Here is a 17,079-nt window from a genome sequence, read left to right as displayed (position 1 = left end):
GCCCATGGTTTTTCTCTGGCCCGACCTTCTCTGGCTGCTGCTCGCGCTGCCCGTGCTGGTGGTGCTCTACGTCTGGCTGCTGCGCCGCCGCCGCTCCGCCGTGCTGCACTACCCCGCCCTGGCCCTGGCGCGCGAAGCCCAGGGAGCACGCACCCGCTGGCGGCGCCACGTGCCGCCGCTGCTCTTCCTGCTCGGGCTCGCGGCGCTGCTGGTCGCGGCCGCGCGGCCGCTGGCGGTGCTCACCCTGCCCTCGCAGCAGCAGACCATCATGCTGGCCATGGACGTCTCGGGCAGCATGCGCGCCGCCGACGTGCACCCCGACCGCCTCACCGCCGCCCAGGACGCCGCCAAGGCCTTCATCGCCGACCTGCCGCGCCACGTGCGCGTGGGCATCGTGGCCTTCGCGGGCAGCGCCCAGCTCGCCCAGCTGCCCACGCAGAACCACGAAGACCTCTTCAGGGCCATCGACAGCTTCCAGCTGCAGCGCGGCACGGCCACGGGCAACGGCATCCTGCTGTCGCTCGCCACCCTGTTCCCCGACACCGGCATCGATGTCTCCGCGCTCGGCGGCCGCCAGGCCATGCCGCGCCCGCAGTCCATGGACGAGATCGGCCGCCCGCCGCACCGCGGCGGCAACGGCAAGGGCGCCGACCGGCCCGCGCCCGTCGCACCGGGCTCCTACACCTCGGCCGCCATCATCATGCTCACCGACGGCCAGCGCACCACCGGCGTCGATCCCATGGAGGCCGCGCAATGGGCCGCCGACCGCGGCGTGCGCGTCTATACCGTGGGCGTGGGCACCGTGGCCGGCGAAACCATCGGTTTCGAGGGCTGGTCGATGCGCGTGCGCCTCGACGAAGACACCCTCAAGGCCGTGGCGCAGCGCACCAACGCCGAATACTTCCACGCCGCCACCGCGGCGGACCTGAAGAAGGTGTACGAAACCCTCAGCTCGCGCCTCACCGTGGAGAAGAAGGAGACCGAAATCTCCGCCCTGCTCGCGCTCGCGGGAGCGGCCCTGCTGGTGCTGGCCGGCCTGCTGTCGCTGTGGTGGTTCGGGCGGGTGCTGTAGGGGCCCGTCATGCCGCGGAAGATCGGGCTCCGGGCTCCGCAGCAATGCCTTCGATGCGTGGCAGGGGGCCGAGGCGCGCCTCCATGAAAGCCTGCAGTTCCACGTCCGGCAATCCGAATTCCGTGCAGGAGCGCGCCGCCAGGTACTGCTCCACCGTGGTGTTGATCCTTTCCGCCGGAGCATCCGGATAGGCGCCCGTGAGATAGACCGCCAGCTGGGTCGCATTCATCACATGCAGATTCAGCCCGGTCACCTTCATCTCGCCCGTCGCCGGGTTCTGCCGCATCGGCATGTAATCGGTGAGCGCCGCCACCGATGCCACCACCCCACCGATCGTGATGCCGATCTTCCCGCTCCTGGGCAGCGTCTCGCTGGCCAGGCGGCCCGGTTTCAGTCCGCGGCTGGCGTCCTGGTAAGACGCCGCAGCGGCGCCGATGATCTGCAGATCGCCCGTTTCCGTTCCGAAGCCCAGCATCGTGCCCGGCACGCCGGAAACCCGGTTGCGATCGGGAATCGGCTGCAGTTCAGCCTTGATGTCAGCGGACAACACGTCATGGAGCCCGCCCGGGGCATAGGCATCCTGCCCGATGGAATTCACAAGGTAATCGACATCCACCGATTTCCTTTCCACGGCCTTCCCGGATGTCTCGCTCGCCACGACCACACGAAGCCTTGGCTCCCCGCCGGCTTCGCCGGAACCCAGGGGCCGGATGGCTTCGATCTCGCCCCGGATCTGGCAATCGCGGCTGCCTTCGATGATCGCCCCCACCCGCGGGCCGGCCGCTTCCGCCACCCCGAAGCCGTTTCTCGCCACCCACATGGACGACCCCGCATGGCCTTTCGCGACCTCCATGGCCCATGCGGCCGTCGGACCTCCGCCATAGACCATGACGCTCTTGCCCTGGATGCGCTCGGCCGCGCCCGGAGCCAGGATGTCGTCATAGCCGAGGATGTGGGGAAGATCCCTCGTGGACTTGTCCGGCAGCAGGTGATTCGCCAGGCTTCGCGCAGGCGCGGCTCCGGTCGCGATCACCACCTTGTGGCCCACTACGGCCGGCCCGGCTGCATTCGTCGCGATGCGGTAGCCCGCCCCGTCGCTCTTCGTGATCTTCCCGACGGAAACCCCGCCAGCGAAAAGCACCTTCCGGCCCTGGCTCTCCAGCAGCCCGCGCGTGTATTGCCCGAGTCGCGCCAGCCGGGCCTGGTAGTCGCGGGAGTGCACATAAGCCGACCGGTCGTCGTGGGGAAGTATGCGGCGCAGGGCGTCATGCCGGCCAGGATCGACGAACCCCGCGCTATCCTCGTGCGGCAACGCCAGGATGTGGTGCGGCTGGGCGAGCCTGTGCCCGACCCGGTTCCAGTAACCCTGGTCGCCGACCACCACCACATGGGTGAAGCGACTGTCGAGATCCACCGTGGACAGATAGGTCAGGGCAGCAGTGCCCCCGCCCACCACGAACAGCGCCTTATCGCCCTCCTTCATGCCTGACAGGAACCCGTTCAGCGCGCTATCGGGTCCGCCCCTGGTTTTCACTGTCGATGGATCGGCCGCAGGCTCCGGAGGCAAGCCCGCGGCATGCCCCCTGGTCGATGCCATCGCATGGCTTCTCGGGCGGATGGCCTGCTCCGCCGGAGCAGGCGTGGAGCGGGCCCTCGCCCTGATACCGCCCGCCAGGGCCTCGGCCGATGAAAAGCCGGGCGCTCCCGGCCGTCCCGCAAGGGACAGGGGCCGATCGGTTGTCGATGTTTCGTGCACGGCGGCGGGCTGGGCCGGGGAAGAAGGTGGCTGCCTGCCGGAACGGGCGCAGGCGCTGGAATGCATCATGGTTCGGGATCGGAAATTCTTTTCCCCGATGGTGCCCACGGCAGCGCGTTCCGGCAGTTCGCGCGCGAATGCCGGCGCAGCGGTCCGAACTCCCGCACCACGGCCGCCCCCTTCCCGCCGATCGCGCCGCACGGTCAAGAGTGCGGCCGTCGCCGCGTCCACGCCGGGTTGTCGATCTCGATGAAGCGGTGCTCGATGCCCAGCGCCGCCGCCACGTGCGCGGCCGCCGCGGGCGCGCCGTAGCGCTCGGTCGCATGGTGGCCCGCCGCGAGGAAGGCCACGCCCGTCTCCCGCGCCAGGTGCGCCTGCGGCTCGGAAATCTCGCCCGTGATGAAGGCATCGGCCCCGGCCGCGATCGCGCCCTCGAAGAATCCCTGCGCGCCGCCCGTGCACCAGGCCACGCGGCGGATCGGCCGGCCCGGCCCGGCGTCCCCGGGCGCGACCAGGGTCACCGGCCGGCCCAGCGCCGCCTCCACCCGCGCGGCGAGCGTGGCCGCATCCGCGATGTCGGCCGGCGCGCAGAAACCCAGGTCCTGCTCGCCGAAGCGCACGTCGGCCGGCGCGAAGCCCAGCACGCGGCCCAGCCGGGCGTTGTTGCCCAGCTCCGGGTGCGCGTCCAGCGGCAGGTGGTAGGCGAAGAGGTTGATGTCGTGGGCCAGCAGCCGCTGCAGGCGCTGCTTCATCCAGCCCGTCACCCGCCCGTCCTGGCCGCGCCAGAACAGGCCGTGGTGCACGAACACCGCATCCGCCCCGTCCGCGATGGCCGCGTCGATCAGCGCGCGGCTCGCCGTCACGCCGCTCACGATGCGGCGGATGCGCTCGCGGCCCTCCACCTGCAGGCCGTTCGGCCCGTAATCCTTGAAGCGGGCCGGCTGCAGCAGGTCGTCGAACGCCGCGAGCAGCGCCTGCCGGGACACCCCGGCGGTGGAGTCATCCGTGGAAGGGAAGGTAGCTGGGTCCGTCATGCACGGCATTGTGGCAGGGCCTGCGCCCGAAAACGGCGCCGCCCGCCCTCATCGGGCCCGTTCAGGCCCGCGCGGGCGCAGGCTGCCAGCCGCGCGAGGCCAGCGGTACGAAGCCCAGCACGAAGCCCAGCAGCCCCATGGCCGCCACGTAGTGCGCGGGCGCCATCGGGTCGCGCTGCATCCACACCGTCAGCAGCACCGGCGTGATGCCGCCGAACACCGCATAGGCCATGTTGTAGGAGAACGAAAGGCCCGAGAAGCGCACGTCCGGCGGGAAGGCGCGCACGCCCACGATCGGCAGCAGCGCGATCGAGCCCACGAAAAAGCCCACCAGCGCATAGTTGCGCACCAGCGTCTCCGGCGTGCCGGGCAGGCCCAGGTAGAACAGGTACGAGGTCAGGAACAGGCCGCCCCAGCCCGCCAGCATCACTGCGCGGGTGCCGAAGCGGTCGGTGGCCCAGCCCATCACCACGCAGCCGATGGTCAGCGTGAGCGTGGCCACGGCGTTGGCCTCCAGGGCCAGCGTGGCGGGCAGGTGGAACACCTTCTGCAGGTACGACGGCGTGATCAGCACCACCACCACCACGGCGGTGGAGAGCACCCAGGTCATCAGCGCCACCAGCAGCATCGCGCCCTTGTGGTCGCGGAAGATGGTCTTGAGCGGCAATTCGCGCGCCACGGCGCGGCGCGCGGCCAGCTCCTGGAACACCGGCGTCTCGTGCAGGAAGCGGCGCAGGTACACCGACACCAGGCCGAACACGCCGCCGAGGATGAACGGAATGCGCCAGGCGAAGCCCTGCACCTCGGCGGGCGTGTACGTGCGGTTGATGGCGATCGCCACCAGCGAGCCCAGCAGGATGCCGCCCGTGATGCCGGCCGTCAGCGTGCCCACGCCCAGGCCGTAGCGGTTCTTCGGCACGTGTTCGGCCACGAACACCCAGGCCCCGGGCATCTCGCCGCCGATGGCCGCGCCCTGCAGCACGCGCATCGCCAGCAGCAGCAGCGGCGCCGCCACGCCGATGCTCGCGTAGGTGGGCAGCAGGCCGATCACCAGCGTCGGCACCGCCATCAGGAAGATCGACAGGCTGAACATGCGCTTGCGGCCCAGCTTGTCGCCGAAGTGGGCGATCACGATGCCGCCGATCGGCCGGGCCAGGTAGCCCGCCGCGAAGATGCCGAACGTCTGCAGCTGGCGCAGCCAGTCGGGCATGTCGGCCGGGAAGAACAGGCCGCTCACCACCGTGGCGAAGAACACGTAGATGACGAAATCGTAGAACTCGAGCGTGCCGCCCAGCGCGGAAAGGCCCAGGGTCTTGTAGTCGCTGCGCGTGAGCGGGCGATGGGGCTGCGCGGCGTCGGCGCTCGCGGCAGCGGAAGAAGAGGAAGTCATGGCGTGGTCCGGAAATGCACGGGTGCGGCCCGGACTCGGCCATGCATGCGGCGGCGCCCGGGCTTTCTCTTGCGGCCGCCGGACCGGAGCGGAGCGTGGCGGGGGTGGCGCGGAATGCAGGGCCGGCCGCGGGGGTGGAGTGCGGGCGGCCGGGCACGGGGCCGGGGCTGGAAGAAAAAGAAAAGAAAGAAAAGGAAAAAAACGAAAGCAAAAGGCCGCGGGTAGCGGCCATGCCCCGATTTTAGGGTTTCCCCCAAAGGGGCTCTCCCAGGCGTCCGAATGGCCCCGCTTTCGCCCTCGGCATCTCCTCCCACGGCCACGGCCGCGCAAAGTGGCGACAATGTGGGCCTTTGCCGCCCCACCTGTCACCATGAAGCGCTTCTGGCTGCTGTTTTCCCAGGCCGTGACCGTGTTCGTCGCCGCCTACTTCGTCGTCGCCACCCTGCAACCGGACTGGATCCGGCGCGGCGCCACGCGCAGCAGCGCCGGCATCTCGCTCATCGAGGCCCCGCCCGCCCCCTCCTCCCAGCCCGCGGCAGGCAGCTTCAGCGCGGCCGTGCGCAAGGCGGCGCCGGCCGTCGTCAGCATCAACACCAGCAAGGCCGTGCGCAACCCGCGCAGCAACGACCCCTGGTTCCAGTTCTTCTTCGGCGACCAGGGCGCACAGCAGACGCAGACCGGACTGGGCAGCGGCGTGATCGTGAGCCCGGACGGCTACATCCTCACCAACAACCACGTCGTGGAAGGCGCGGACGAGATCGAGGTCACCCTGGCCGACAGCCGCCGCACCCGCGCCACCGTGATCGGCACCGACCCGGACACCGACCTCGCCATCCTGAAGGTGGACCTCGACAAGCTGCCCGCCATGGTGCTGGGCAACTCCGACCAGCTCTCCGTGGGCGACCAGGTGCTCGCCATCGGCAACCCCTTCGGCGTCGGCCAGACCGTCACCAGCGGCATCGTCAGCGCCCTGGGCCGCAGCCAGCTCGGCATCAACACCTTCGAGAACTTCATCCAGACCGACGCCGCCATCAACCCCGGCAACTCCGGCGGCGCGCTGGTGGACATCAACGGCAATCTGATGGGCATCAACACCGCCATCTACTCCCGCTCCGGCGGCAGCATGGGCATCGGCTTCGCCATCCCCGTCTCCACCGCCAAGCTCGTGCTCGACGGCATCGTCAAGGACGGCCAGGTCACCCGCGGCTGGATCGGCGTGGAACCCAACGAACTCTCGCCCGAACTCGCCGCCACCTTCGGCGTGCGCGCCACCGAGGGCGTCATCATCACCGGCGTCCTGCAGGACGGCCCCGCCGCCCGCGCCGGCATCCGCCCCGGCGACGTGATCGTGCGCGTGGGCGACAAGCCCACCGACAACGTCTCGGCCCTGCTCAGCGCCGTCGCGGCCCTGAAGCCGGGCGAGCCGGCGGCGTTCCAGCTGCAGCGGGGGGATGCGCAGCTGGAGTTGAATGTGGTGCCGGGGACGCGGCCGCAGCAGAGGGGGCAGCGGCGGTGAGGGGATTCATCTGTAGTTTCGTCGTTGACTCTCTAATAGAAGCAGAAGCGCGATGTTCGACGCGAGGGGCCGAAAACGCACGGAGCGGCGAATCGACGCCCGGAGCACCAAGCGCCGGCCGTCACTGATGATTTCCTCCGCGAGCGGATCGACATCGCGCTGAATCTGCTGGTGCCATGTATCTACAAGGGAAACCTTGGCTCAAGCCCGGGATAACCGTCACTGGCGACGAAACTACCGCGATGCGTGAAGTCCAGAAGCACTGGAAAGATACCTGCTACAAGAGAATAAAGAAAGCCACCTGTCGTCAATGCAGAATCAATGACCTGGGTGCACTGCAAACCCTTCCCCAATGATGGAAAAGGCTGCAGTGGTCAGGTCAGGACTCCTTCAAATTCAACGGTTAATCCGACGACTCTCTTCTCCGTATACAGCGGCTTGCCTCATGTACCCAGCCAAATCTTGACGAGCTTGGGCCAACAGTCGCTGGTTCTGTGCTATTTCAGCTGGATTACCCTCCTCTTCTGCTTGTGCCAGTTCTTGAGTCAGCGTCTGAATCATCAATTGCTTATCTTGTATGGCTTCCCTAAGTTGCGGAGCAATTCCGGCAGGAACAACATGGACATCCCGCGATGAAGTGCCAACTGTCTGGACTCGCTTGCCACCACCGGGAAGCGAATTGGGCGTAAGAGGAATTTTTATCCCCCCGGCTGCCGGCTCGAATCCACGCGCCTCGAGCTTGTCGAGGGCAATGAGGTGCGGGTGGTTGGACGGACCGGGTTGCATGGCAATAGCTTGGCGTTGTGCCTTGAAAGCCTCGCTGCGCCGTGCATGCTCGGCAAGCGGTGAGTTGACCAGCGCCTGCCGTGGGGTTGCCCCCCCGTGCGGGATCGATGGCAGACCCTGCAATGCAGGATGGATCAGTTTGGAAGCAGAACCTGCGTCTGCTTGCGGTGCATGGCGTTGTGGCTCTTGGGTAGAAGACGAGTAGATTTTATGGTTGCCAGTTGTTTTGATGGAAGTATTGATCATGAAGGATTTCATTGATTGAATGACTACCTTCAGTATCATTCCAATATGGAAATTTCAGTGAACGAAGAGCGAAGATTTTTCCACCATTCCGAATCGCATCAGATTTGAAATCAAGAACAGCGGATCAGTGTTTCGCGCACAGGGGTCACCGGGTGAATAGCAACTTCACCCCGGGCCCACACCACTAACTTTCCGCGCAGATGGAGCAGCGGTAGTCCGCCAGCAGACGCAAACGGGTGTTCTGCTTCTGTGATTCCGTGGCCTGCAGAGGATGGGTGCAGGCAACCCTCAGGCCGACGGCTCCCGCTGCTCCGCCGCATCCTCCGGCGCCTGCGTGTGCCGGATGAAGATCTGCGCCGCCCAGATGCCCAGTTCGTACAGCAGGCACATGGGCACGGCCAGCGCGAGCTGGGACACCACGTCCGGCGGGGTGACGACGGCGGCGATGATGAAGGCGACGACGATGAAGTAGCCGCGGAAGCTCTTGAGCTTGGCCACGTCCACGATGCCCATGCGCGCCAGCACGACGACGACCACGGGCACCTCGAAGGCCAGGCCGAAGGCCAGGAACATGGTGAGCACGAAGCTCAGGTAGGCTTCGATGTCCGGCGCGGCGGTGATGCTCTTGGGCGCGAAGCTCTGGATGAAGCTGAACACCTGCCCGAACACGAAGAAGTAGCAGAACGCCACGCCGGCGAAGAACAGCACGGTGCTGGAGACGACCAGGGGCAGCACGAGCTTCTTCTCGTGCGAGTACAGGCCCGGCGCCACGAAGGCCCAGACCTGGTAGAGCACCACGGGCAGGGCGATCAGGAAGGCCGACATCAGCAGGATCTTGATCGGCACCATGAAGGGCGAGATCACCGAGGTGGCGATCAGCGTCGCGCCCGCGGGCAGGTGCGCCACCAGGGGGGCGGCGAGCAGGTCGTAGAGCCGGCCCGGCCCGGGATAGAAGAAGAGCACGACCCCGACGATGCCGACGGCGACGACGGCCTTGATGAGGCGGTCGCGCAGCTCCATGAGGTGCGCGACGAAGGGCTGCTCGGTACCGGCCAGCTCGTCTTCGAGGGAGGGTTTTTCGGACATGGTGGAGGTGGGCGGCCCGCGCGGGGCCGCGCGGACGCGGCCGTCAGCGGGCCATCACTGGAACTTGCGGGGCCGGAAGCGCGCGACGCGCGCCGCGCCCGACTGGGCCTTGGTGCGCACGCCGGCGCGCGCCTTGTACCACTGCGGGGTGGCACTGCGCTTGAGGCGCCAGTTCTTGCCGGGGTGCTTGTAGGTCGGAACGATGCGGGACGATGGTCCCTCGAGGGCGGCGGGATCCAGGGCGCCGTCGTGGCCGGCTGCGGCCGCGTCGGAGGTGCCGGATTCCCAGTCCTTCTGGAATTCGCTCGCGTGGGTCTGGAAGCTGTGGTGGACGTCGCGCGCGGCGGTCTCCACCGTGTCTTTCATCTTGCGCAGCTCGTCCAGCTCCATGGAGCGGTTGACCTCGGCCTTCACGTCGGCCACGTAGCGCTGCGCCTTGCCCAGCAGGGTGCCTACGGTGCGCGCGACGCGGGGCAGCTTCTCGGGGCCGATGACGATGAGCGCCACGGCGCCGATCAGCGCCATCTTGGAGAGGCCGATGTCGATCATGGAAGGCGGGAGGACGGGTCAGCAGGGAAACAGGGGGACGGGAGACAGGAGCGGTCAGCCCTTGTGCTTGGCCTCGACGTCGATCGTGCCCGGGTCGGCGGCGTGCGCCTGCTGGTTCGTCACCTGCCCGGCGGGGGGCGTGGAGGCGGGCGTGCCCTCGGGCGTGCTGCCGTCCTTCATGCCGTCCTTGAAGCCCTTCACGGCACCGCCGAGGTCGGAGCCGATGTTCTTGAGCTTCTTCGTGCCGAACACCATCACCACGATGAGCAGCACGATCAGCCAGTGCCAGATGGAAAAGGAACCCATGGAAATCTCCTAACGAATACGGCCCATTCTAGACTCGGCGCAAGTCACGGAAGTTTCATATCCCTGACCGCCGCCGGGGGCGGTTTCAGCCCTTCAGCCAGGGGCGGGGACCGCCCATCACGTGCAGATGGAGGTGGTGCACTTCCTGGCCACCCTCAGTACCGGTATTTACCACGATGCGGAATCCGCCGTCCGGATAGGGATTGCAGCCCTGCTCCAGCGCCAGCTTGGGCGCCAGCACCATCATGCGGCCCAGCACGCCGGCATGGGCGTCGGTCACGCCGGCCATGGAATGCACGTGCTGCTTGGGCACCATGAGGAAGTGGACGGGCGCGCCGGGGTGGATGTCGTGGAAGGCGAAGACTTCGTCGTCCTCATAGACCTTCCGCGAGGGAATCCGGCCGGCGATGATCTTGCAGAAGAGGCAGTCGGGATCGTGCATGGCGTGGGAAAGGGAATCGGGTCGGGAAACGCGTCAGGCATTGTCGGCGATGTTCACCGTGGGCCGCACCCCGACGTCCCCGTGGTGGCGGGCGATCCAGTCCTGCCCGGCCGCGCGGCCCAGCGCGAAGAGCTGGCGCACGAACGGCAGGTCGGCGCGCAGCTTGCTGGAGGCGCCGAACTCGGCCAGCACGGAGCCGCCATCGATGCGGTGCATGCGCACGCTCTTGTAGCGCTGCGCGTCCAGCTTGCCCTCGGCCAGCAGGCGCCGCACGAACTCGATGGCGCGCATCTCGGCCAGCAGGCCGGCGTTGAAGGTGACCTCGTTCATGCGCTCCATGATGTCGGCGGCGCTGTCGGGCAGTTCGGTGTGCTCGATGGGGTTGATCTGCACCAGCAGGATGTCGGCGCAGCGCGTCTTGTAGATCAGCGGGTGCAGCGCGGGGTTGCCGGAGTAGCCGCCGTCCCAGTAGTGCTCGCCCTCGATCTGCACCGCCTTGAAGAGCAGCGGCAGGCAGGCCGAGGCCATGACCGCGTCGGCGCTCAGGCGCTGGCCCGAGAAGATCACGCCGCGGCCGGTGCGCACGTTGGTGGCGCAGACGAAGACTCGCGGCCCGGGCGCGTCGCGCAATACGTCGAAATCGACCTCGCGCTCCAGCAGCCGGCGCAGCGGGTTGATGTCCAGCGGATTGGTCTGGTAGGGCGACAGCCACTGCGACATCATGCCCATGAGGGGCGAGGAGGCGAGCGGCACGCCCCACATCTGGCTGCCCATGGCGCCCACGCCCTCCCAGAGCCGCGTCAGGGCCTCGCGCGCCATGGCGCAGCCGCGCTCGTGGAGCGCCTCGCCGCGCAGTCCGGGGTTCTGGTGGGCGGCCTGGGCGAAGCCGTGGGCCAGCGTCACCGCGTTCATCGCGCCGGCGCTGGTGCCGCTGATGCCCTCGAAGTGGAAGCGGCCGTCTTCCAGCAGCGCGTCCAGCACGCCCCAGGTGAGCGCGCCGTGCGATCCGCCGCCCTGCAGGGCGAGGTTGAGGGGCACCGAGCCCGGCGCCGGCGCAGCCCGTTCAGACATCGATGGCCTGGCCCTTGTTCATGGCGACCATGCCGCGCACGATGCGGTAGAGGAACCAGATGGAGATCAGGCCCCAGGCGATCCAGCCGGGGAAGATCAATATCCACAGCGGCGCCGTGAGCACGTACAGCACGCCGGCCCAGATCACGGTGCGGATGCGCCAGGAAAAGTGCGAGGCCTGCCACGTGCCCTCGGCATCGGTTTTCTTCACCAGGTCGATGACGAGGGCGATGATCAGCAGCGCCGCGCCGGGCTGCGCGCCCGGGATGACGGCGCCCACGGCCACGATGAGGTGCAGGATGTAGCTCACCCAGCCGACGGTCTTCAGGGAATCGGCACGCTGGTCGGTCTCGATGTCGGTGATGTCGTTGCGGCTCATGGGGATGGTCCTCAGGGTTGGGCTTCCTCGGCGGCGCGCTGCAGCGACTTGCGCAGCGCCTTTTCCTCGATGCCGCTGGTGCCTTCGCGGCGCTCCAGCTCGGCCACCACGTCGGCGGGCGCCAGGCCGTAGTGCGCCAGGGCGATCATGGAGTGGAACCAGAGGTCGGCCACCTCGTAAACGAGCTTGGAGGCGTCCGCGCCGTGGTCCACGTCCTTGGCGGCCATGACCACCTCGGTGGCCTCTTCGCCGATCTTCTTGAGGAAGGCGTCCGGGCCCTTGTGCAGCAGGCGCGCGACGTAGCTCTTGTCGGCGTCGCCGCCGTTGGCGGGCTTGCGGCTCTCGATCACGGCGGCGAGCCGGGCGAGCGCGTCGCCGGAATGCACGGCCGGGGCGGCCACGGGCGAAAGGGAATCGTGGGTCATCGCTGTCACTTGTAGATGGATTCGGGGTCTTTCAAGACCGGATCGACGGCCTGCCAGGCGCCGTCCTTCAGCACGCTGAAGAAGCAGCTGTGCCGGCCGGTGTGGCAGGCGATGCCGGGCTCGTGGCCCAGCTGGGTCACCTTGAGCAGCACCACGTCGTTGTCGCAATCGAGCCGGATCTCGTGCACGGTCTGCACGTGGCCGGACTCCTCGCCCTTGAACCACAGCCTGCCGCGCGAGCGGCTGAAATACACCGCGCGACCGAGTTCTGCCGTTTTGGCCAGCGCCTCGCGGTTCATCCAGGCGAACATGAGCACGTCGCCCGTGGCCGCTTCCTGCGCGATCACGGGCACGAGGCCCTGCGCATCCCATTTCACTTCATCGAGCCAGCTCATCGCCCCATTCTCCGCTTTTTTGTTGCACTGCAGCATGAACCAGGATGTCCTCCGGGGGAATGCCCCTAGAGGCGCACGGGAATGCCCCGTGCGGCCATGCGTTCCTTGGCCTGCGCCACCGTGTATTCGCCATAGTGGAAGATGCTGGCGGCCAGGACCGCGTCCGCCCCGCCCTGCTGCACGCCGTCGGCCAGGTCGTCGAGGCCGCCCACGCCGCCCGAGGCGATCACCGGCACGCTCACCGCGTCGCTCACGGCGCGGGTCAGGGCCAGGTCGAAGCCGGACTTGGTGCCGTCCCGGTCCATGCTGGTGAGCAGGATCTCGCCCGCGCCGCGGCGCGCCATCTCGGCGGCCCACTGCACGGCGTCCAGGCCGGTGTTCTTGCGCCCGCCATGGCTGTACACGTCCCAGCCTTCGCCGCGGGGCGCGCCGTCCGGGCCGGGGCGCGCGGCCTCCTCGGGGGTGCGGCGCTTGGCGTCGATGGCCACCACGATGCACTGCGCGCCGTATTTCGCGGAGGCGGCGTCGATCACCTCCGGGTTGGCGATGGCGGCGGAATTGAAACTGGTCTTGTCCGCGCCCGCGTTCAGCAGGCGCCGCACGTCCTCCACGGTGCGCACGCCGCCGCCCACCGTGAGGGGGATGAACACCTGGCTGGCCACGGCCTCGATGATGGGCAGGATCAGGTCGCGCCCGTCGCTGGTGGCGGTGATGTCCAGGAAAGTGAGCTCGTCGGCACCCTGGCCGTTGTAGCGCGCGGCGATCTCCACCGGGTCGCCGGCATCGCGCAGCTCCAGGAAGTTCACGCCCTTCACGACGCGGCCTCCGGTGACGTCCAGACAGGGAATGATGCGTTTGGCCAGCATGGGCGGGTCCTGCGAGAGAGAAAGGGAAAGGAAGGAAGAAAAGAGGAACGGGGAACGGAACCCAGGGAGCCGTCAGCGCAGCACTTCGAACCGCTGCCAGCCGGTCCATTCGGCGCCCGGCGCCACTTCGACGGGCCGGTGCACGCAGGCAGCCTCCACGCACAGCATGTGGCGGAAGCCGTCCCCGGGCATGTCCGGCAGCGCCGCGCAGCGCTGGGCGCCGGGATTCCAGACGACATTCTCGGCCCAGCCGCCCTGGGTGGCGGCCAGCACGCCCTGCCCCGTGTCCACGCGCAGCGGCGCGCCCGGGGCCTCGAACACGCTGTCGTATTCACCGTCGAAGCGCACCGCGCCTTCCTGCATGCCGCGCCGGTCGGCGACGGCGTCCCAGCGGGCGCAGCCCTGCAGCCCGTCCACCTGCGCCCGGGCGATGTCCGCCACCCGCAGATAGGTATGCAGCGCGCCGGTGAAGGACCAGGGCGCATCACCGGAGTTGCGCAGGGTGAGCGACAGGCGCAGGGCGTCTTCGGACAGCTCCACGGCCAGCAGGGCCTGGAAGGCATGGGGCCAGAGCGCGCGGGTGGCCTCGTCGTCCCCGAGCGCCATCACGGCACCCGTCACGTGACCGTTTGACGACTCGGATACCAATTTCCAAGGCAAATTTCGCATAAAGCCATGCTTGGGCAAAGCCCCCCGCTGGTTGAATTGGGGGCAGCAAACCGGCACCCCGCCGCGGATCGCCGTGTGTCCGTCATGGGCCGACCGGGGGCTCAGAAAAAGGCGCTCGACGCCGTCCGCGGTGGTCCAGGAAAGCACCTGCGCCCCTTGGAAAGCGACGGTGGCGGCGCCTGCCCGGGGGCCGTGCAGCCGGACGGCGGGCAGGTCCGGAAACGGCGGGAGGGAGGCCGCGGGCACGGCCGGAGCGGTGGCTGTCATATTTCGGATTGTAGGAGTGAAGGCCTTTGCGCAGCCGCAAGGCGGGCGCGTTGCGGCCCGGGTACGCACACGTATTGAACGACAATGCGCCACCCCCGCCAACGGCGCAAGGAGAGCGCCAGGGGACCCATCGCTCATTTCTGCCTAGCACCATGCCAGAGAACAAAAGAAAGCTTCCCCCTACGGTCAGCATCCTGATCGCGATGCTCATCGGCATCCTCACCGGATACCTGATCAACACGCACGTCGCGGACAAGGCGGCGGTCGCGGGTTACGTATCGATCCTCTCGGACATCTTCCTGCGGCTCATCAAGATGCTGATCGCGCCGCTGGTCTTCTCCACCCTGGTGGTGGGCATCGCCCACATGGGTGACGCCGCCGCCGTGGGCCGCGTGTTCCTCAAGGCCATGGCGTGGTTCCTGACGGCCTCGCTGGTCTCGCTGGCCCTGGGCCTGGTCCTGGCCAACGTGCTCCAGCCCGGCGCCAACCTGGGCCTGCCGCTGCCGGACACCCACCAGGCGACGCAGCTGGCCACGGGCAAGTTCACGCTCAAGGAGTTCGTGAACCATCTCGTGCCCAAGTCGTTCGCGGAGGCGATGGCCAACAACGAGATCCTGCAGATCGTGGTGTTCTCGATGTTCTTCGGCGTCGCGCTCGCCGGCCTCGGCGACAAGGCCCGCACGCTGGTGCGCTGCGTGGAGGAGCTGTCCCACGCCATGCTCAAGATCACCGGCTACGTGATGCGCTTCGCACCCGTGGCGGTGTTCGCCGCCATGGCCGCCACGGTGGCGGTGAACGGCCTGGGCATCCTGCTCAAGTTCGCGGTGTTCATGGGCCAGTTCTACCTGGGCCTGCTGCTGCTGTGGGCCCTGCTGATCACCGCGGGTTTCATCGCGCTGCGCGGCCGCGTGTTCAAGCTGCTGCGCAACATCCGCGAGGCGTTCCTGCTGTCCTTCGCCACGGCCAGCTCCGAAGCCGCCTACCCCAAGCTGCTGGACGCGCTCGACCGCTTCGGCGTGAAGCGCCGGGTGTCCAGCTTCGTGATGCCGCTGGGCTACTCGTTCAACCTCGATGGCTCGATGATCTACTGCACGTTCGCCACGCTGTTCATCGCGCAGGCCTACGGCATCCACCTGCCGATCGAGACGCAGATCACCATGCTGCTGATCCTGATGCTCACCTCCAAGGGCATGGCCGGCGTGCCGCGCGCCTCCCTGGTGGTGATCGCCGCCACGCTGAACCAGTTCCACATCCCCGAGGCCGGCCTGCTGCTGATCCTGGGCGTGGACACCTTCCTGGACATGGGCCGCTCGGCGACGAATGCCGTGGGCAACTCCATCGCCGCCGCGGTCGTGGCGAAGTGGGAAGACGCCCTGCTGTCGGAAGAGGATGCGGCCGTGCACGCCGCCACGCTGGACACCCAGGCCGACGACGCCCCCGCAGGCGCTCCGGGCACCGCCACGGCGGCCTGACCGCCACGCCCGCCGCAAGGGGCCCTGCGCCAGCGCGCCGGGCCCCTTGCTTTTTTCTCAGCCCGCCTGCAGGCCGCGGGCCACGCCGTCCTGCCAGCGCCAGGCGTCGGCGCACATCCGGTCGAGGCCGTGGCGGGCCTTCCAGCCCAGCAGCCGTTCGGCCAGCCCCGGGTCGGCCCAGCAGGCGGCCACGTCCCCGGGCCGCCGCGCCACCACCTGGTAGGGCACCGGCCGCCCGCTCGCGGCCTCGAAGCCGCGCACCATCTCCAGCACCGACACGGGCCGCCCCGTGCCCAGGTTCACCGTGAGCAGGCCGGGGTGCGCGCGCAGGTAGCGCAGCGCCGCCACGTGGCCATCGGCCAGGTCGCACACGTGGATGTAGTCGCGCACGCCCGTGCCGTCCGGCGTGGGGTAGTCGCCGCCATACACGCTGAGGCGCTCGCGCAGACCCACGGCCACCTGGGCCACGTAGGGCAGCAGGTTGTTGGGAACGTCCTGCGGGTCTTCGCCGATGAGGCCGCTTTCGTGCGCGCCCACGGGGTTGAAGTAGCGCAGCCGGGCGATGCGCCAGCGGCCGGGCTCGGAGGCGTCCACGTCGGCCAGCACCTGCTCCATCATGAGCTTGCTCTGGCCGTACGGGTTGGTGGCCGAGAGGGGGAAATCCTCGCGGATGGGCAGGGAGGCCGGCTCGCCGTACACCGTCGCGGACGAGGAGAACACCAGGGTGCGGACGTCCGCCTTGCGCATCGCGCGCAGCAGCGCCACCGTGCCGGCCACGTTGTTGTCGTAGTACGACAGCGGCTCCCGCACCGATTCGCCCACCGCCTTGAGCGCGGCGAAATGGATCACCGCATCGATGGAATGCTCCGCGAAGATCCGCGCCAGCAGGCCCTCGTCCCGCACGTCGCCCTCGACCAGGTCGGGCACGCGGCCGGTGATGCGGCCCACGCGCTCCAGTACCGAGCGGCGGCTGTTGCAGAAGTTGTCCAGGATGAGGAATGGCAGCCCGGCCTCGGCCAGTGCCACGCAGGTATGCGAGCCGATGAATCCGGCCCCGCCCGTTACAAGTATCACGCGATCTGCTCCCGTTGAATCCACCCTATTCTGGCCTGCGTAATACCGGCAGGCCAGCCCCGGGATGCGGTCCGCGCACCGGCCCGGGCCCCTGGCGGAAGGAGATCTGCTGAAAGCAGCAAAGAGCGCATGAGAATTGATACTTATTGAAACAATACAATAAATTGTTTTTTTCTATGGGTTTAACCACGACGGCTCGCTTGGGCCACGATGTGTTCCATAGGAGGGAGTGGTCCCGGACCCACAGGGCAAGGCGCTCCGGCGGGCCCCGCGGGCTG

The 17,079-nt window shown here is 68.3% G+C and carries 18 protein-coding genes; 3 read left to right on the top strand and 15 right to left on the bottom strand.

Annotated features, from left to right (window positions below; translation table 11 throughout):
- The first annotated feature begins 4 nt into the window (after positions 1 to 4).
- On the top strand, positions 5 to 1,072 hold the full coding sequence (locus BLR99_RS12150; protein WP_011794216.1) for a VWA domain-containing protein: 1,068 nt from the start codon (positions 5 to 7) through the stop codon (positions 1,070 to 1,072).
- Positions 1,073 to 1,079: 7 nt separating this feature from the next.
- Here BLR99_RS12150 and BLR99_RS12145 read toward each other — a convergent pair whose 3' ends face one another.
- From BLR99_RS12145 to BLR99_RS12135, 3 genes are all read right to left on the bottom strand, one after another.
- Entirely contained in the window at positions 1,080 to 2,669 is a 1,590-nt protein-coding gene (locus tag BLR99_RS12145) for a hypothetical protein (protein ID WP_138919946.1), read from the bottom strand.
- A 362-nt stretch (positions 2,670 to 3,031) separates the two neighbouring features.
- Positions 3,032 to 3,862: a Nif3-like dinuclear metal center hexameric protein gene (locus tag BLR99_RS12140; RefSeq protein ID WP_074687204.1), complete on the bottom strand. Its 831-nt coding sequence runs from the start codon at positions 3,860 to 3,862 to the stop codon at positions 3,032 to 3,034.
- Between the two features lie 61 nt (positions 3,863 to 3,923).
- Complete coding sequence (locus BLR99_RS12135) at positions 3,924 to 5,252, bottom strand: MFS transporter (protein ID WP_011794213.1); 1,329 nt, start codon at positions 5,250 to 5,252, stop codon at positions 3,924 to 3,926.
- 370 nt (positions 5,253 to 5,622) lie between these two features.
- Between BLR99_RS12135 and BLR99_RS12130 the strand changes: the two genes are divergently transcribed.
- Positions 5,623 to 6,768, top strand: a complete 1,146-nt coding sequence (locus BLR99_RS12130) for a trypsin-like peptidase domain-containing protein (protein ID WP_074687202.1) — start codon at positions 5,623 to 5,625, stop codon at positions 6,766 to 6,768.
- Between the two features lie 396 nt (positions 6,769 to 7,164).
- On the opposite strand, the gene xopO is transcribed toward BLR99_RS12130, so the two are convergent.
- The 11 genes from xopO to BLR99_RS12075 all read right to left on the bottom strand — a co-directional run bounded on the left by xopO (position 7,165) and on the right by BLR99_RS12075 (position 14,255).
- Positions 7,165 to 7,800 (bottom strand): XopO/AvrRps4 family type III secretion system effector, encoded by a 636-nt coding sequence (gene xopO, locus BLR99_RS12125; protein ID WP_074687206.1) that lies wholly within the window; start codon positions 7,798 to 7,800, stop codon positions 7,165 to 7,167.
- Positions 7,801 to 8,088: 288 nt separating this feature from the next.
- Positions 8,089 to 8,886 (bottom strand): twin-arginine translocase subunit TatC, encoded by a 798-nt coding sequence (gene tatC / locus BLR99_RS12120; protein WP_074687200.1) that lies wholly within the window; start codon positions 8,884 to 8,886, stop codon positions 8,089 to 8,091.
- A gap of 54 nt (positions 8,887 to 8,940) precedes the next feature.
- The gene (gene tatB / locus BLR99_RS12115; protein WP_074687198.1) at positions 8,941 to 9,435 is read right to left on the bottom strand and encodes a Sec-independent protein translocase protein TatB; all 495 of its coding nucleotides are present in this window, start codon (positions 9,433 to 9,435) and stop codon (positions 8,941 to 8,943) included.
- Between the two features lie 54 nt (positions 9,436 to 9,489).
- The gene (gene tatA / locus BLR99_RS12110; protein ID WP_074687196.1) at positions 9,490 to 9,741 is read right to left on the bottom strand and encodes a Sec-independent protein translocase subunit TatA; all 252 of its coding nucleotides are present in this window, start codon (positions 9,739 to 9,741) and stop codon (positions 9,490 to 9,492) included.
- A gap of 85 nt (positions 9,742 to 9,826) precedes the next feature.
- Positions 9,827 to 10,183: a histidine triad nucleotide-binding protein gene (locus BLR99_RS12105; protein WP_017438894.1), complete on the bottom strand. Its 357-nt coding sequence runs from the start codon at positions 10,181 to 10,183 to the stop codon at positions 9,827 to 9,829.
- A gap of 33 nt (positions 10,184 to 10,216) precedes the next feature.
- Positions 10,217 to 11,254, bottom strand: coding sequence for a patatin-like phospholipase family protein (locus tag BLR99_RS12100; RefSeq protein WP_046060440.1), 1,038 nt, complete (start codon positions 11,252 to 11,254; stop codon positions 10,217 to 10,219).
- Positions 11,247 to 11,633 (bottom strand): DUF4870 family protein, encoded by a 387-nt coding sequence (locus BLR99_RS12095; RefSeq protein WP_011794205.1) that lies wholly within the window; start codon positions 11,631 to 11,633, stop codon positions 11,247 to 11,249. Before BLR99_RS12095 ends, BLR99_RS12100 begins: the two co-directional genes overlap by 8 nt.
- Before the next feature lie 11 nt (positions 11,634 to 11,644).
- The gene (locus BLR99_RS12090; RefSeq protein ID WP_011794204.1) at positions 11,645 to 12,058 is read right to left on the bottom strand and encodes a phosphoribosyl-ATP diphosphatase; all 414 of its coding nucleotides are present in this window, start codon (positions 12,056 to 12,058) and stop codon (positions 11,645 to 11,647) included.
- Between the two features lie 5 nt (positions 12,059 to 12,063).
- Positions 12,064 to 12,489 (bottom strand): phosphoribosyl-AMP cyclohydrolase, encoded by a 426-nt coding sequence (gene hisI / locus BLR99_RS12085; RefSeq protein ID WP_011794203.1) that lies wholly within the window; start codon positions 12,487 to 12,489, stop codon positions 12,064 to 12,066.
- Positions 12,490 to 12,518: 29 nt separating this feature from the next.
- Positions 12,519 to 13,319, bottom strand: a complete 801-nt coding sequence (gene hisF / locus BLR99_RS12080) for an imidazole glycerol phosphate synthase subunit HisF (protein ID WP_011794202.1) — start codon at positions 13,317 to 13,319, stop codon at positions 12,519 to 12,521.
- Between the two features lie 72 nt (positions 13,320 to 13,391).
- A complete protein-coding gene (locus BLR99_RS12075) occupies positions 13,392 to 14,255 on the bottom strand; it encodes a D-hexose-6-phosphate mutarotase (RefSeq protein WP_017438797.1) in 864 nt (287 codons plus the stop codon).
- Positions 14,256 to 14,407: 152 nt separating this feature from the next.
- On the opposite strand from BLR99_RS12075, the gene BLR99_RS12070 reads away from it, so the two are divergent.
- Positions 14,408 to 15,727 carry a dicarboxylate/amino acid:cation symporter gene (locus BLR99_RS12070; RefSeq protein ID WP_017438796.1) on the top strand — a complete coding sequence of 440 codons (1,320 nt, stop codon included), beginning with the start codon at positions 14,408 to 14,410 and terminating at the stop codon, positions 15,725 to 15,727.
- 57 nt (positions 15,728 to 15,784) lie between these two features.
- Here BLR99_RS12070 and galE read toward each other — a convergent pair whose 3' ends face one another.
- On the bottom strand, positions 15,785 to 16,801 hold the full coding sequence (galE, locus tag BLR99_RS12065) for a UDP-glucose 4-epimerase GalE (RefSeq protein WP_011794199.1): 1,017 nt from the start codon (positions 16,799 to 16,801) through the stop codon (positions 15,785 to 15,787).
- Positions 16,802 to 17,079 lie beyond the last annotated feature (278 nt).

The sequence above is a fragment of the Paracidovorax citrulli genome (assembly GCF_900100305.1).
GTDB classification, from domain to species: domain Bacteria; phylum Pseudomonadota; class Gammaproteobacteria; order Burkholderiales; family Burkholderiaceae_C; genus Paracidovorax; species Paracidovorax citrulli.
This window is presented reverse-complemented; position numbering and strand designations above follow the sequence as displayed.

Coding starts and splice junctions, on each gene's coding strand:
- BLR99_RS12150 (WP_011794216.1), top strand. CDS start 5: ATGGTTTTTCTCTGGCCCGACCTTCTCTGGCTGCTGCTCGCGCTGCCC.
- BLR99_RS12145 (WP_138919946.1), bottom strand. CDS start 2,669: ATGGCATCGACCAGGGGGCATGCCGCGGGCTTGCCTCCGGAGCCTGCG.
- BLR99_RS12140 (WP_074687204.1), bottom strand. CDS start 3,862: ATGACGGACCCAGCTACCTTCCCTTCCACGGATGACTCCACCGCCGGG.
- BLR99_RS12135 (WP_011794213.1), bottom strand. CDS start 5,252: ATGACTTCCTCTTCTTCCGCTGCCGCGAGCGCCGACGCCGCGCAGCCC.
- BLR99_RS12130 (WP_074687202.1), top strand. CDS start 5,623: ATGAAGCGCTTCTGGCTGCTGTTTTCCCAGGCCGTGACCGTGTTCGTC.
- xopO (WP_074687206.1), bottom strand. CDS start 7,800: ATGATCAATACTTCCATCAAAACAACTGGCAACCATAAAATCTACTCG.
- tatC (WP_074687200.1), bottom strand. CDS start 8,886: ATGTCCGAAAAACCCTCCCTCGAAGACGAGCTGGCCGGTACCGAGCAG.
- tatB (WP_074687198.1), bottom strand. CDS start 9,435: ATGATCGACATCGGCCTCTCCAAGATGGCGCTGATCGGCGCCGTGGCG.
- tatA (WP_074687196.1), bottom strand. CDS start 9,741: ATGGGTTCCTTTTCCATCTGGCACTGGCTGATCGTGCTGCTCATCGTG.
- BLR99_RS12105 (WP_017438894.1), bottom strand. CDS start 10,183: ATGCACGATCCCGACTGCCTCTTCTGCAAGATCATCGCCGGCCGGATT.
- BLR99_RS12100 (WP_046060440.1), bottom strand. CDS start 11,254: ATGTCTGAACGGGCTGCGCCGGCGCCGGGCTCGGTGCCCCTCAACCTC.
- BLR99_RS12095 (WP_011794205.1), bottom strand. CDS start 11,633: ATGAGCCGCAACGACATCACCGACATCGAGACCGACCAGCGTGCCGAT.
- BLR99_RS12090 (WP_011794204.1), bottom strand. CDS start 12,058: ATGACCCACGATTCCCTTTCGCCCGTGGCCGCCCCGGCCGTGCATTCC.
- hisI (WP_011794203.1), bottom strand. CDS start 12,489: ATGCTGCAGTGCAACAAAAAAGCGGAGAATGGGGCGATGAGCTGGCTC.
- hisF (WP_011794202.1), bottom strand. CDS start 13,319: ATGCTGGCCAAACGCATCATTCCCTGTCTGGACGTCACCGGAGGCCGC.
- BLR99_RS12075 (WP_017438797.1), bottom strand. CDS start 14,255: ATGACAGCCACCGCTCCGGCCGTGCCCGCGGCCTCCCTCCCGCCGTTT.
- BLR99_RS12070 (WP_017438796.1), top strand. CDS start 14,408: ATGCCAGAGAACAAAAGAAAGCTTCCCCCTACGGTCAGCATCCTGATC.